We start from the raw sequence: 15,397 nt of genomic DNA, 5'->3' as shown, positions 1-15,397 counted from the left end.
GAGGGTATGTCGGCCACCCCTTTGCCAAGGCCGTTGAAGAACTTCTGGGCGCCAAGGTTCAAATCGCCAAACGCAACCAGTTGCATACCTTTGCTGTCCTACCCCAGCGCTGGGTGGTTGAGCGGTCATTTGCCTGGATCGAAAAATGTAGGCGTTTGTGGAAGAACTGCGAGCGCAAACTCAACACAAGCTTGCAGTTCATACATCTTGCATTCCTGGCGCTTTTGCTCAAAAGATCGTGAACAGGTTCTTAGGTAGCACCGTGGGTACATTTGCCGCATATCCCGATCTCGACCTTGTGGGGTATTGCGTGCTGATGGAAACTCACAAGCTGAGTTTCGTACCGCCATCACTATCAACACTTGCTCTTAAGACTGGGATGTTGTTATCCCGACTGCCTAATCACTCATGAGAGCACACAGCTTAGCGTCCAGATCAATGCGGACTTCCGAGAGCAGTTCCAGCGTTTCGTCTTGCAGCTTGTTGGCAGCTTGATGCGGCCGCAGGGCGTCATCCCGCCGCCGCATCACTTCCCACAACTCGGGTTCGCAGAGCTGGGCGATCGATTCGATGACAGCATCAACCTCGGGATGCCCGGTGGCGAGCTTCATCGACGAGAGCAGTTCCAGGGTCAGGTCGGCTCCCAGCATCAGGTCGCCCGTCACCCAACTGTTGACCGTGAACAACGAGATCGGCAGGCCCTTCGCGTCGAAGCCGATGGTGAGCAGATGCCGTGTTGCCGGACTGGCGGACGGGTTGCCACACAGTTCAGCGAACGCGCGCTCCGATCTTGAGTACAGCCTTCTGCCCCATAGGGGTCTTCGCACAAACAGGTGGACGTGCCCATGCTCCACCGCGTCCGGTCGATCCTCGGGGCTGTGTGAGTGGTAGAACCACTGATAGCTGCTGGTAGCATCGATGGCGTCGTCTTCCGGGTAGTGTGTCCACTGCCGGGGAGGCTCCCCCTTGAGCAACTGACCCAGCAGGTGCTCGCCACGCTCGGCCAGGCCTGCGTAGGTCTGCTGCAGGCGCAGCCCGGCCGTCGCCAGACGGTTATCGGGCTTTGGTGAGCGTGGCTGCGCCTTCTTCATGAAGGTCAGTTCTTTGGCGCACACTTGGGAGCACATTTTGGGGCGCACTTGCTGGCCCCGCACTTGGCAGCCTTCTTGGCCGGGTGCTTTTTGGCATGGCATTTTGGTGCACACTTCGCACCACATTTCGCCATGGCGACGGGTGCACACTTGACCGGAGTCGCCACCTCTTGGGCTGCCGCGGGCAGCGCCAGGGTGGCGGCGGTCAGAGCAGCCAGCGAGGCCAGTTTCAGTTGGGTCTTCATACAGTTCTCCTTAACAGATGGATGGTTGAGGATGGTCCTCGCTTGCTAAGAGGCGGCATGGTTGCGTTCGGATTCGCGGTCGCGAGAATAATTTTTCAGCCGCGAACCGTTTTGATCTTCCACCACCTCTTAGTTGGCAACCACCGTGAAAGGAGGCTTCCTATGAAACTCGACTCAACTGCTCGGCGCGTGCTCATCACCACCGGGCTTGCCCTGGCAGCGTCCATGGCGTTCGCACAAACTAATCTGGCGGCATCAACCGTCCGCCCTTCTGGCTACAAACCCTTGAAGGGCGATCCCGAAGCGGGGAAGGTGCTGTTCAACGACACGAAGCTCTCTACCAATGGGATGTCGTGCGCCTCCTGCCACGCCAACCATGGCGCTTTTTCGACCAGCTTCGCCAAGCCGTACCCTCACATGGTGGTGATGGCACGTGATCGGCTTAGCCTCAAGAGTGTAAACCTAGACGAGATGGTGCAAGCTTGCATGGTCATACCCATGGCCGCCAAGCTGTTGCCATGGAATTCCAAAGAGCTGGCCAACCTGACCACCTATGTGGCTGAGCTGCAAAAGACCTTCAAGCCAGCCTATTGATTCACTTTTCCCCACCAACCCATCCCAAGGAGAACACCATGAAACGATCCGCCGTCCTCGCCATTTCTATGACTGCGCTCACGTTGTGGGCAGCCATTGCATCCGCTGCTGAGCCCAAACCCTTCACCCAGCAAGACTTCGACAAACTGGCTCATGACGGCAAGCCGGTCGTGGTGGATGTGTCTGCCACCTGGTGCCCGACCTGCAAGGCCCAGAAGCCCATTGTCGAGAACCTATCCAAGCAGCCTGCCTACAAGGATGTGGCGATTCTGGCGGTGGACTTCGACGCCGACAAGGCCGTCCTTAAGCAATTCAAAGTGAATATGCAAAGCACCTTGATCGCCTTCAAGGGCGGCAAGGAAATGGCGCGTTCGGTTGGTGACACCACGCCTGCCGGCATTGAGAACATCTTTAAGAAGGCGGGCTACTGATGGAGTTCGGGCTCGGCTCCTATGGCTTCGGTCTACTGGCCGGGCTGCTCTCCACTTTGTCGCCCTGCGTACTGCCCATCCTGCCTATTCTGTTGGGCTCGGCCACGACGGCACATCCCCGCGCGCCACTGGCCCTCGCGGGTGGCCTGGCCCTGTCATATGCCGTCATCGGAACGCTGATCGCGTGGGCAGGCACAGCCATTGGCATTGATGTCTCCATCATCCGAAATGTGGGGGCTGCAATCCTGGGCCTGCTCGGGTTGGTGTTGATGTCTGCCAGTCTCCAACAGCGCTTTGCGTCAGCGACCTCCAGCATTGGGGATGCAGGCAACACCTTCATTTCTCGGCTCAATCTCAACGGCCTCAGAGGACAGTTTGTCATCGGCTTGGCCTTGGGCGTGATCTGGAGCCCCTGTGTCGGTCCGACGCTTGGTGCTGCTGTCGTGTTGGCCAGCCAGGGCTCGCATCTACCGCAGATTGCCTTGCTCATGGGTATCTTCGGTATCGGCGCGGCCATGCCGGTCGTTGGCCTTGCCTACCTCTCGCGTGCCGCCATGATGAAGGTACGTGGCAAGCTGATGCAGGCAGGCAAAACAGGAAAGATTGCGCTGGGAGCCATCATGGTGGCCATTGCAGCGCTGATTCTTACTGGAGCCGACAAGCCACTGGAGGCTTGGCTGGTCGAGATGTCTCCGCCTTGGCTGACTGCATTGACAACACGCTTTTGATGCGGCGTCATACAGGCTACAACCGTATAGGGGCGCACTTTTTTCAGTCACTTGCGAACCGTTTTGTTGGCTCGTTTCCTCTTAGCAAGCGAGGGATGTCCTCAAACTCTCGCAACCGCCAAAGGAGATTGAAATGTTCTACGTGAAGAATGTCCCCAACTGGGAACGTATCTTGCGCATCGTCATAGGTGTGGTGGCGCTCGTGTTCGCCGCCATGAACTGGGGTACCTCGGGCTTGGCCGTCGGTGCAGGCATCATGGGAGCTATGCTTGCCATGACCGGTTTGGTGGGTTTTTGCCCCATGTGCGCCATGGTGGGCCGCAAGCTCGATAAGGGGCACTGAACCATGGCGACAAGCGTGATCGAACGAGAGAATCTAATCTTGGCGGCTCAGACGGGCGACCAAACGGCGATCACCCGTCTGCTCGCGGTCTGCCAGGCGGATGCCCGCCGCTATGCCCGCAGGCATTGTCATGCCAGTGACGTTGATGACGCTGTACAGGAATCGCTGCTGATCATTTCACGCAGGGTCGCAAGCCTGAAAGCCGCAGTGGCGTTTTCTTCTTGGTTGTTCATCGTCATCAAGCGCGAGTGCCGTAAGCTCGAACGCATGATGTTCAAGCATGAGCCACTGGAAGACGAGGTGGCCGAGCAGCTGTTGACCTACCGCACTGATGAGGCCTTGAGAATTGACCTCGCGCACGCGCTCGAATCGTTGCCTGCTCACTACCTTGAAATCGTGTTGCTACGGGATTTTGAAGAGCTGACCATCGCGGAAATCTCCGAGCGCCTTGGGGAGCAGCCAGGGGCGGTCAAGAGTCGGCTACATCGCGCGCGCGAACTCGTGCGGGAATATCTGCTGAGCCCAGACAACTGATCGGCGTCACGTGCTGACCAGCAGTTTCTTTCCGTCGGATCATAGGTCGCCCCTGGGTGAGCGCGAAACGACTCGGACATTGATATCTACGACAAGCTTGTTAATGACGAATGACTAACGAGTGTTCCTGTTCCATAGCGCCATCAAGACTTGAGGCCAATTATTATATGAGGGCTTATATGATCAACCTCCTTCTCATGTATTAAACGCAAAAATTGGTTGTTTGATGGAGGCAATCAGAAATTGTGAAAGAGGCAAACTTACGGCCTCAACTCAACATCCCGGGTTACAAAATTCCGAGCAGCCTAGACTCATATTTCAGTTGAATCTGGCAAGACATATACGTCGACTTCATGAGTACTCTTGTCATTTATCAAAGTAAGGCAAGGCTTTAGCTGCAAAATACCGTCGACCTTGATTTGAATGAAATCCCCATTCACCATGCTTTTATCATCGATGAGCGACACGATTATTTTGTAATCAGTTTCTCGATAAGAATATGTAAAATTGAAGCCAATCCATTCTTTAGGCATGCAAGGTCGCATATAAAGTGTGTTCCCCTCACGAACCAAGCCAAGCAGGGACTCAACCACCAGCCGATACATCCAGCCAGCTGATCCGGTATACCAACTCCAGCCACCGCGACCGATATGCGGTTCGACTGCATAGACATCTGCGCTCACCACATAAGGTTCTACCTTGTAGGTGGCGACCCCTTCGATCGTTCTGGCATGATTGACAGGGTTGATCATGTTGAATACCTCCCAAGCTCGCCTGCCCTGCCCTAATTTAGCAAATGCCATCGCCACCCAGATTGCGGCATGGGTGTATTGTCCGCCATTTTCACGCACCCCTGGCACGTAGCCACGTATGTAACCTGGATCAAGCCCGGATGCGCTAAAAGGGGGATCAAGCAATTGGACCAGCCCATGACTGTGGCGCACGAGGCGTTTATAGACAGCCTCCATACCCATGCTCGAACGCGACACATCTCCAGGGCCAGAGAGCACTGACCAGCTCTGTGATATGGAATCTATTTGACATTCTTCGTTATTTGCCGCTCCCAGAGGCGTTCCGTCGTCAAAATAGGCTCTGCGATACCACTCACCATCCCAACCAGTCAGCTCAATCGCTGTACGAAGATTCACATGCGCTGCTGTGCATGTTTCGGCAAAGACAATATTGCCATGTGCTTGCGCAAGCACAGAAAATTGTTGCAGCACTTCACAGAGGAAAAATCCCAACCAGACACTCTCCCCCTTGCCATGGACGCCCACCAGATTCATGCCATCATTCCAGTCGCCAGAGCCGATCAGCGGCAGTCCGTGCTCACCAAACCTCAGACCATGCCGAATTGCACGGGCGCAATGGTCATAGAGACTAGCCACATCAGCAGAGCGTCCAGGAAGGTCATAATAGGATTCATCCTCCGGATTTACGGGGCGACCTTCCAGAAAAGACACCTGCTCGTCAAGCACGGCAAAATCGCCCGTGCTCGTGACATATCGGCAGACTGCCAGAGGCAGCCACAAGTAATCATCAGAACAGCGTGTGCGCACTCCGCGTCCAGTTGGGGGATGCCACCAATGCTGAACATCGCCCTCTTGGAATTGCCTGCTCGCGCATAACAATAAGTGTGCGCGTACCAAGGCGGGTTCTGCATGCACAAGTGCCATCACATCCTGCAGCTGATCTCGAAAACCGTAGGCACCGCCAGATTGGTAGTAGCCGCTACGTGCCCAGATACGGCAGGCCAGGGTTTGGTAAATCAGCCAACCGTTGGTGAGTACGTTGAGCGCGGGGTCCGGGGTCTCGACCTTCACGGCCCCAAGTATGCCCCTCCAGTAACGCTGGACCGCTTCGAGCGCGCCTCGTGCAGCGAGTGTGCCGCGGAAACGTTGAACCAACGCTCCCGCATCTTCGGCATTGCGTCCAGCACCAAGGCGAAAAACAATCGTTCGCTCCTGCCCTTCTGCCAGTTCAAGTTCAATCTGAATTGCTGCACAAGGGTCCAACGCTGCGCCTACCTTGCCAGACAGGCGTGTGCGGCTCATTGCTGCTGGGTTACGCAACGAGCCGTTGCGCCCGATGAATTCAGTACGATCTCCTGTAAGAGTACGGGTGAGGTCATCCACATCAAAGAAGGCAACACGGTCTGCAAGCTCAGTGTTATAGGCATTTCTTGCATACACAGCCCCCGTGTGAGGGTCGATCTCTGTACTCACATGCATAGCCGATTTTGCCCGCAAGTCCCCTAATACCCACTCCACATATCCGGTAACCGAAAGTTTTCGTGGTCGGGAAGATTCATTACAAAGCTTGAGTACAGAAAATTTCACCGCAGCATCCAACGCCACGTAGACCCACAACTCGGAACGGATCCCTCCTGTGGTGTTCTCGAAAACACTGTAGCCAAAGCCATGTCGAATAACATAAGGGGTTGCTGAACGTGCTGGCAAGGGTGACGGTGACCAGTAATGACCACTTTCTTCATCACGGAGATAGAAGGCTTCCCCACTAAGGTCACTCACAGGATCATTGTTCCAGGGGGTAAGCCGATACTCATGCGCATTGTTCATCCATGTATAGGAAACGCCATTTTCAGAGATAACGCTGCCAAATTGTGGGTTGGCCAGTACGTTAACCCAGGGTGCCGGGGTTGTCTGACTAGATGCGAGCGTAATGACGTATTCCTGACCATCAGGCGTAAAACCACCCAGCCCGTTGAAAAGCAGCAACTCGCGCGCGTGGTTCTTGCCATCCGGATGTTCTGCCTGAGCGTACCTGCTGGGGACGAAGCGAGGCGCACGTGGCTCTGGCTGCCCACGCTGATCAAGTTGCTCAACAAGCGAGCCACGCCCATCAGAGATCACCACCCTGGAAACTGACTGGAACAGTATCCGATCTTCATTTGATATCTGGTCTGCAGAACGAACAAAGATCCCCCCGGGCCGATCAATCAAGCTGGCCCCAATCCCGGAGGCGATCAACCCCATGATCTGCTCTTGCAGGCGTAGTCGATAACCGGCGTGATCTTCATTCCAGATCACCAGATCCACCGCCAACCCCTTAAGGCGCCAATACGCATGCGCCTGCACGAGTTGTCGAACGAAATCGATGTTGGCGGCATCCCCGATCTGGAGCAGCACAATCGGCAAATCGCCTGAGATCGCATAGCCCCATAGGCCAGACTGCCCACGACGATTACGGACGATCACAGCAGGGTCTGTGCGCAACACAGCATTTGCATAGATGACAGAACTGGCCAAGCGTGAATGCAGTTGGGCCTCAGCCTCACTGGCATTGAGCTGACGCAAGACCACCTGGCTATGGGTCCATGCCAGATCAAACACACGGTCTGCAAGATGCCTGTCCTGATATTTTTCAACTAGGCTGAGGGCTATATCGCGGGTATCGGCCATGCCCGACACAATGTCAAAGATGGCCGTTTGTTCTGGTTCGAGTGTGATGCGACAGCGGATTGCCACAATCGGGTCGAGTACCGAACCTTCAGTACCGGAAAGAGCGCCAGCGCTACGCATCGCTTGCGGGTTAGCAGCGTTACAAGTACGGCCGATAAAGCGCGACCGATCCGTCTCGAAAGAAACCTCACCGATAACACAACCGCGCACCACCATCAGATGCAACATCCAAGGCGACTGTCCCCCAACCGAGTGGGGGCGACGGGTACACAGAATTGCGTGTCGGTCCTGAAGAATCTCGGTCTGCACAAATAGATTGCTGAACGCGGGATGCATTGCATCGGCAGAAGCAGACGCTATGACGACTTCAGCATAGCTTGTCAGGTCAATTTGTTTCTGGTGGCGTGAACGATTCGTGACGTGCACACGACGTAATTCAATATCATCTTCGGGAGATACAACAATTTCGGTATGGGTATCAAATATACTTTCGCCATAATTCGAAGTATCACGACGACGAAATTCAACGCGCCCCTCGGAGAAGATCGCTTCGTAGCGTTCTGGCATTTCGAGCGTAGGCTGATAACTGGTTGACCAGAACCTGCCGCTTGCCACATCTCGGATGTAACAGAAGCTTCCCCAATTGTCGCAAGTACTGTCTTCACGCCAACGCGTAACCGCCAGATCTTTCCAGCGGCTGTAACCTCCTCCAGCATTGCTTACCATGACGTGATAACGGCCATTTGATAGCAATTGAACTTCGGGCATAGCGGTGGTTGGGTTGTCAAATACCCGAATTGAGGTTTCCGCTGCAGAATTTGACCGCAGATCAAAATGTTGGGCTGTATGTGAAAACAAGGCGGGTTCTTTCGGAATCCGCTCCTGCAACAACAACATGACAGCCTGAAACTGAGCCTCCGATTCAAACCGTTTCTGCATAGGGCGATCCAGAATCAAATACGCCAAGGCCAACAGACTCATGCCTTGGTGGTGCGCCATGAAGGAACGCACGATTGAGCAGGAACGTCCCCGGCGTTGTCGGGCTGGGGTATAGTCTATCGCCTCAAAAAATCCGTATTTACCAACAAACCCATCCTGTGCCATCCGTTGAAGATTCCGGCAAGCCTCTTCTGGATCAACCATTAAAGCCATTGCAGAAGCATAAGGCGCAATAACAAGATCCTCTGCCAGCCCACGCTTGAGCCCAAGCCCCGGCACACCAAATGCATGATACTGATAATTCAGATGCAGATCGACCGTGTTGTAGCCAGACTCAGAAATCCCCCAGGGCACACCGCGCTGATGGCCGTATTCAATCTGTCTTGCAACAGCGGCCTTACACGTTTGATCGAGCAGCGTATTGTCATAGGTTGGCATCACCAGCAATGGCATCAGATACTCAAACATTGAGCCGCTCCACGATAGCAAAACCGGATCCCCCCCAGTGCTCGTAAGCAGACGTCCCAATGAAAACCAGCTCTCTTGCGGTAATTGCCCCTGTGCAATGGCAACAAAACTGCAGAGCCGGGATTCAGAAGCCAACAAATCATAATAGCCCGCATCTACTCGACGCTCCCCGGCGTTATAGCCAATAGAGAGCAATCGACGAGCCTTGTCAAACAGGAACTCGTAATCCATATGCGAGAGCTCAAGACATGTCTGCGCCAGTGCCTCCAGCGCCAGGATGCGTTCTCGGGCGCACTGACTACCGGTGAGTACAGTTCGATCTAGGCTTTCAAGCCATATACGTTGAGCCGGATCAACGCCTTGATCGAGCCGGCTTGCAATTGCGGGGCACAGCACATCATCCAGCTTCGATAGCGCACGCAGGCTTGGGACGACATTTGCTGTGCGGAGAAACACCTCCAGCCCTACTGGTGGAACGGGTAATTGCACCCAAGGGGCCAGGGCTTCGAGATCGTTCAGCGCTTCTTGGCACTGTTGGACAAGTGCCATCTGCCAGGCAGCCGCCTCATGTTCGGGCGCGATGATTTCCATCCCAAGTGCTTCCGTAGGAAGGGCATTTCCTGGAAGCAGGTTATTCAGTGTCTTTACATGCTGAAGTAAATCGACAAGTGACAGATGTGCAGCACTCAAGGTATTGAGTGGATGGTGCTGTATAGAGGCAAGGGATGCCTTCACGCGCACAATAGTTGTTGCAAAAGCATCTCCCAAGGTTTCCGAAAGAATCCTCACCGTATCGCTCAGCCCTTCAAACAGCTGCCCTCCTAGAATCGGTTGAGCGCTCAGCGCAAGAAGTCCGCCACGTAGGGTCAATAGGTGACCAGCAAGGTTTCCGCTATCCACTGTTGATACATAGAGCGGCGGCAGCGGTTGAAGCGTAAGGGTGTCATACCAGTTGAAGAAGTGCCCGCGATGTCGAGCCAAGGTCTTCATCGTATGCAGGGTATTGGTACTCCGCTCAATCAGGCTACCGCTAGAAATATAGCCAAAATCATATGCTGATAGGTTCGCCAGTAACGCCAGCCCCATATTGGTGGGAGATGTGCGATGAGTCACCGCAACCGCACGATACGCCTGTACATTGTCAGGCGGCAGCCAGTGGTCTTCCTGACTGACAAAGCCATCGAAGAAGGCCCAGGTGCGGCGAGCAATACAACGCAGGAAAAGTAATTGCTCCGACGATAGGGCTGCTTGGTGAGGCTGCAATGGCAGGCTTATCCACCAGGCAAACAGAGGCGCAATACACCATAGTAACAGGAATGGGACAGCAACCGGCAAGGATACCGGTTGCATGAAAAGCAACGCGATACTCCCTAACACAGCGCACACCGGCGCGATCCACATCTTGCGGACAGTGCTAAGGAACGCATTGCGGGCAAATACGCTGCTGTCGTTGCTCGACGGATTCCACTCAAGTAAATGCCCTCGGGCCCTTGCCACGCGCCAGAGCGTTCGAACAATTGCATCCAGACTGAAAAGAGCTTCATATGGCAAGCACGCAAGTTCAAAAAACATCTGGCCAAAATGGCGGGAAGCTGAGTGTGCCAACGCCATAAGGTGTTGCCTGAACATCACCTCTTCGGGTTTGCGCAGCAGCTCACGAATGAGTGAACACAAAGACGGGATGAATATGAAACTCAGCACAGAAGCACTCCAAACCCATGCCTGTGGCAATACCAACCACCCGGTAAAGAACAAGACCATCAGTGCCGTAGGTACAAGACTGCGGCGCAGATTATCAAGCAATTTCCACTGTGACAAAGCAGAGAGCGGATTTTGACAGCTACTTGCGCCTCCTGCCGGAACACGTCGCAGCAGCCAACTGGCCAGTTGCCAATCGCCACGAATCCAACGGTAACGTCGGCAGACATCCGCCATATAGCGAGTTGGGTAATCCTCATAGAGCTGCACATCGCTTAGCAGCCCCGAGCGTGCATAACAGCCTTCGAGTAAATCGTGACTCAGTATCCGGTTCTCAGGGAAACATCCCCCTACAGCCTGCTCGAACGCATCAATATCATAGATTCCCTTACCGATGAAGGAACCTTCGCCAAATACATCTTGATAAACATCTGATGCAGCACGCGTATAGGGGTCAATTCCGGGTTCTCCGCCATACAGGCGGGCATAGCGTGAACGATTGGTACTTGGCAAGCTGATAGCGACACTTGGCTGCAAAATTCCATACCCTTTAATGACACGCAGCCTTGTTGCGTCAAAATGTGGTTGATTCAGAGGGTGTGCCATGGCGCCGACAAATTGCCGCGCCGCATCACGGGGCAACTGCGTATCCGTGTCCAGCGTGATGACATATTTCACATCACCCAACAATGCAGTGTTACCGACGACAAGTGTAAAGGCGTCCTGACCACCTCCGCGCAGGAAAGCGTTCAATGCCGCCAGTTTTCCCCGCTTGCGTTCATAGCCCATCCAGATCTTGTCGTGTGGATTCCAACACCGTGGGCGATGAAAGAGAAAGAAAACACCACCCTGGGCATACTCACTATCACTGGCAAAGTATTTGTCATTAAGCTTATTTATTCTATTTTTTGCCAATGCCAGTATAGGCTCGTCTTCAGATAAGGTAGCACGATCTGCATCGGCGAAATCGGTGAGCAGACCAAAACTCAAATATTTGTCCTGATTGGCTAGGAAGCGTACTTCCAGCGCTTCAATCAAATTTTCTACGCTTGCAACACTGGTCAGCATGGTGGGCACAATCACCAGAGTGTGCCATTGTGGTGGTATGCCCTTGGAAAAATCCATTTTTGGCAATGACTGTGGCGCGACTATTACACTACTCACCCAGTTGGCCAAAGCTACCGCTAAGCGGCTGGCTGCTATGAGCGCAATGCTACCGACCGACCACAATATCCATTCCTCCAAGCCTGCCGTAGGCAACTGCACCATGAGTAACAGCGTAGCCATGAGCGAAACAAGTGCGACCCCGCCCAAATAAAGCGATAAAGGGACCTTACGCATCGCACGACGTATCAAAGTGCCCACGGATAGATGCACTCGCGCAAACTGCTCCAGTTCTGGAACCCCTTTGTCAATCAGAAAATAACCCACATGACCCATGTAAGCATTCGACTCGGTACTCTCATCAATTACCACTCCTGCGCAAGCCAGCTCAATCGCTTTGCGAGCCACTTCCTTTTCGGCCATAACACCAGCCTTGGCAATACGTTCAGTGGCATGGCGATACTGATCTCGGGTGGGAAAATCCATCTTGGCGTATATGCCCGCAGGGTCTTCACACAGAATTTGCTCAACGATGCTGACTGTTTCAACGAAATTACGCCAGTCTATGGCCCCCAGCATGCGAAGGCTGCCAATACTGTTGCTGATGGATACCTGATCCGCTGCTTGCTGCTGGTTTTCAGACTGGACGAGTAATTCGATTGACAGCCCCGACTCAGACAATCGCTGCTCAATCCAGGTCAAAGGCAATGCCAGCGCTGGCCCCCTGCCCTGCAAGCGGCGCGCCAGTTCGGCCACAAAGGCACTGACCATAGGAGGATCGGAACGTGCCATGTCGGCAACAATCAGGATCAGGCTTTTGGGGTCTTCCTCAATGATCTGCGTCATTCGGTCAGCCCATGAATTGGCCAGATCACGCGCACTCCAGCCCGCTGAAATCCGCATCGCAACCCGACGCAGATTTTCGATCACGGCCAACCTAAGCATGATTGGAATTGCCCACAATTCTCCCAAGGTAAGGTCCGTTACGGTCTGGTATGCCTCCACAAAATGGCTGAGAACCTCAATATCGACGCGACCATCGCCGTGGGAAATAATCTCCAACGCAATGTCATACATACGTGGTCGCCCTGCCGATGGCCCTTGTGCCAAGCGTGGAAGCCCACGGCTGTAGCCCTTGGGTAAATGCCGCTTGGCGGTACGGATCTGCTCTTCGATCAGATAGAAATTATCAAGTAACCAGCCAGCAGCCGGTGTAATTCGACTCTTGGCAGTCACGACTCCCGCTAACACATTGCAAACGCCGATCAACACCGCTTCGTTTTCAGCAAGGCGCGGCAACAGCAGATCTGGCCCACGCCCCAAGGCAAGCGCATGCGTTGCTGCAAGGGCCCTACCGTGCTGCTCCATCTGGTCTGCACTGAAGAGTTCTGCACGCAACGGCGGCTCTTCTATGCTGGAGATTTTTGACCACACTCCACGCAGAAGCACGGTGCTCCAAGGAAACCATTGCCTGACGACAGTGTTGCCGGCGCCCAATTTAGTGGATCCTTTCCAGAAAGGGAGGTCTCGGCGATGTGAATCAGGTCGCGAAAGACGATTCCTTAAGCAGCAATTGAAGTATACGTGCTGACCACCGACTCAACAAAAAATGCCGAGAAATAGCCAAGGGGATCGGGAGCATGACAATCTCCCAGGAAGATGACAATAGGCTTTCGTCCACGCCTTCACCATAGTTCATTTTAAACGTACGGTCTGTTCGATACCGTACATACAAAATTGAACCTAGCCCACTTGAGACACAACTACATATTTGATGTTTTTCGGTGCAAACTGCCACAAGCCAACGCGTATAGTCGGGTAAATTCCGCACCGAGAAAGAAAATTTGTGCCGAATAATAGACCCAGAGTAGCAGTGCAATCAGTGACCCGGCAGCGCCAAAACTTGATGCGACCCCACTGTTGCCAAGATATAGGCCGATCACATGCTTGCCCAGACTGAACAGACCCGCAGTAAAGGCAGCCCCAATCCATACGTCACGCCATGACAGTAGCGCATCAGGTAGCGTTTTATAGATCACGGCAAACAAGCCAGCAATCACACAAAATGAGATCAGGGAGGCTATGGAGGCGAAAAGAGAGGCTATGTAGCCCGAAGCACTATTCGTGTAATGGGCTAACATAGCCAACGCGGCACTCACTACCAGCGAAATGAGGAGAAGAAAAGCCAGTGCCAATACCATCCCAAAAGATAAAAGCCGCGTTTTGAGAAATACCACGCTAAATGCAGCCGGGCGAGCATTGATGCCCCAGAGCTCATCAAGACTACCTTTAAGCTCGACAAACACACTGGTGGCTCCAACCAGAAGCACAACACTGGCGACCAGAGTTGCCAACAGTCCTGCAGAAGTATCCGCTGCCGCCGCCAGTAATGCCTGAATTACAAGAGCACCGTTAGGGCCAACCAAACTGTGTACTTGTGCCACAATCTCATCCTGTGCTGCTTGAGCACCGAATATGCGCCCACCAATTGCTATTGCCAATAACAGGATCGGTGTCATGGAAAACAAAGTGTAAAACGCCAATGCTGCACTTTTACTTCCTGCGCGATGGCTGATCCATGAAGTGACCGACTCACTGAGTATGGCCAGTAACCGCCATAGCCAAACAGGCTTAGGATATTCTGAACAATAGACAACACTGCGCGGGTTGCCCAAAGACCTTAAGCCTGAAAGAGCCCCGCGATTAGTCATCCTCTATTTAACACGTATATCATTTTTTACGGACTTCACCCCACCCACTGAGCGCGCGACCTCTGTCGCTTTGTTCACAGCAGCCTGGGTGTTAACAAAGCCGCTTAGCTGGACAATTCCCTTGAAAGTCTCAACGTTGATTTCGTTAACTTTCAGGCTTGGCTCATTTAGAATTGCTGTCTTGACCTTCGTGGTTACTACGCTGTCATCGATATATTCGCCGGTACCTTCCTGTTTGGCAGTAGACGCACAGCCCATAACGATGCTCAAGGCAAAAGCAAGGAATAACACAGAAAGAAGCCTGTTGATTAGTTTCATGATGAGGATCTCCCGAGATAATAAGATGTCGTGAATGCAAAGAAATTCATTTGCGCGAGGCCTGACTGGGCAGGACACGGAATAGGCAACATCAGGGTGATTAAGGTAAGAAGTTTAACGGCGACGAAGCAGAAATCCAATCATCAGCCCGGCTATCGATGCGAGCCCAATAGATTTCCACGGATGTTGATTGACATAAGCATGTGTGCAATTTGCTACACATCCCACCTTGTGACCGACAGTCGTTCTGACATCATGTAATTTTGTTCGGACCGCGCCAATACTGTTTTCAATATTTGCGCGTGTCGCAGACACCTCTTCAACGGTGGCATTACCAACATCCTTGATCAAGCTATCCGCATCTTCTGCCACCACTTTTATGTCCTTCATTAGCGCATCCTTCCGTGCTTCAACTCCAATGGAACTCAAGCTGGGTTCGGTACTCATGGTACCTCCTTATTATTTGGAAAATTTTTGAACATAACCAACCCTCAGCACATCATGCAGGTCTTTCTGAACCCTATCTGTGCGTCAGCGTACAAATCGAAATCAATGCGGGCATAGAAGCTCATATATTGCAGGCTTGATCATTACAAACGCCCTGTTAGCAGCAGCACAATGACAATGACGAGCAAAACGCCAACCCCCCCGCTAGGCATGTACCCCCAACTATGGCTATGTGACCAAGTGGGCAGAACCCCCACCAACATCAGGATTAGAATTAATAGAAGCAATGTTCCTAGGCTCATCAGATGCTCCTCAAATAGTAAA

At 53.3% G+C, this 15,397-nt stretch carries 12 protein-coding genes; 6 read left to right on the top strand and 6 right to left on the bottom strand.

Annotation, left to right across the window (positions count from 1 at the left end; genetic code table 11):
- Positions 1-242, top strand: a 242-nt coding sequence (locus B145_RS0111470) for a transposase (RefSeq protein ID WP_018607455.1), incomplete at its 5' end; no start/stop codon positions are given.
- A 156-nt stretch (positions 243-398) separates the two neighbouring features.
- Here B145_RS0111470 and B145_RS0111465 read toward each other — a convergent pair.
- Positions 399-1,193 (bottom strand): DUF6969 family protein, encoded by a 795-nt coding sequence (locus tag B145_RS0111465; RefSeq protein WP_211209817.1) that lies wholly within the window; start codon positions 1,191-1,193, stop codon positions 399-401.
- Between the two features lie 305 nt (positions 1,194-1,498).
- Here B145_RS0111465 and B145_RS0111455 point away from each other — a divergent pair, with 305 nt between their 5' ends.
- From B145_RS0111455 to B145_RS0111435, 5 genes are all read left to right on the top strand, one after another.
- A complete protein-coding gene (locus B145_RS0111455) occupies positions 1,499-1,930 on the top strand; it encodes a c-type cytochrome (RefSeq protein WP_018607450.1) in 432 nt (143 codons plus the stop codon).
- 38 nt (positions 1,931-1,968) lie between these two features.
- Positions 1,969-2,361, top strand: coding sequence for a thioredoxin family protein (locus tag B145_RS0111450; protein WP_018607448.1), 393 nt, complete (start codon positions 1,969-1,971; stop codon positions 2,359-2,361).
- Positions 2,361-3,089, top strand: coding sequence for a cytochrome c biogenesis CcdA family protein (locus B145_RS0111445; protein ID WP_018607447.1), 729 nt, complete (start codon positions 2,361-2,363; stop codon positions 3,087-3,089). The genes B145_RS0111450 and B145_RS0111445 overlap by 1 nt, the downstream gene beginning before the upstream one ends.
- 133 nt (positions 3,090-3,222) lie before the next feature.
- Complete coding sequence (locus B145_RS0111440) at positions 3,223-3,432, top strand: YgaP family membrane protein (RefSeq protein WP_018607446.1); 210 nt, start codon at positions 3,223-3,225, stop codon at positions 3,430-3,432.
- A gap of 3 nt (positions 3,433-3,435) precedes the next feature.
- The gene (locus tag B145_RS0111435) at positions 3,436-3,966 is read left to right on the top strand and encodes an RNA polymerase sigma factor (protein WP_026259060.1); all 531 of its coding nucleotides are present in this window, start codon (positions 3,436-3,438) and stop codon (positions 3,964-3,966) included.
- 311 nt (positions 3,967-4,277) lie between these two features.
- Here B145_RS0111435 and B145_RS0111430 read toward each other — a convergent pair whose 3' ends face one another.
- The 5 genes from B145_RS0111430 to B145_RS28105 form a co-directional block, all read right to left on the bottom strand.
- Complete coding sequence (locus B145_RS0111430; RefSeq protein WP_245541853.1) at positions 4,278-12,674, bottom strand: glycoside hydrolase family 94 protein; 8,397 nt, start codon at positions 12,672-12,674, stop codon at positions 4,278-4,280.
- A gap of 686 nt (positions 12,675-13,360) precedes the next feature.
- On the bottom strand, positions 13,361-14,272 hold the full coding sequence (locus B145_RS0111425) for a YihY/virulence factor BrkB family protein (protein WP_051082582.1): 912 nt from the start codon (positions 14,270-14,272) through the stop codon (positions 13,361-13,363).
- Positions 14,273-14,311: 39 nt separating this feature from the next.
- Positions 14,312-14,626, bottom strand: a complete 315-nt coding sequence (locus tag B145_RS0111420; protein WP_018607442.1) for a BON domain-containing protein — start codon at positions 14,624-14,626, stop codon at positions 14,312-14,314.
- 114 nt (positions 14,627-14,740) lie between these two features.
- A complete protein-coding gene (locus tag B145_RS0111415; RefSeq protein ID WP_018607441.1) occupies positions 14,741-15,073 on the bottom strand; it encodes an ElaB/YgaM/YqjD family protein in 333 nt (110 codons plus the stop codon).
- Positions 15,074-15,216: 143 nt separating this feature from the next.
- Positions 15,217-15,375 carry a DUF3309 family protein gene (locus B145_RS28105; protein ID WP_083917727.1) on the bottom strand — a complete coding sequence of 53 codons (159 nt, stop codon included), beginning with the start codon at positions 15,373-15,375 and terminating at the stop codon, positions 15,217-15,219.
- Positions 15,376-15,397: the final 22 nt, after the last annotated feature.

It is taken from the genome of Uliginosibacterium gangwonense DSM 18521 (genome assembly GCF_000373965.1).
Classification (GTDB): Bacteria; Pseudomonadota; Gammaproteobacteria; order Burkholderiales; family Rhodocyclaceae; genus Uliginosibacterium; species Uliginosibacterium gangwonense.
This window is presented reverse-complemented; position numbering and strand designations above follow the sequence as displayed.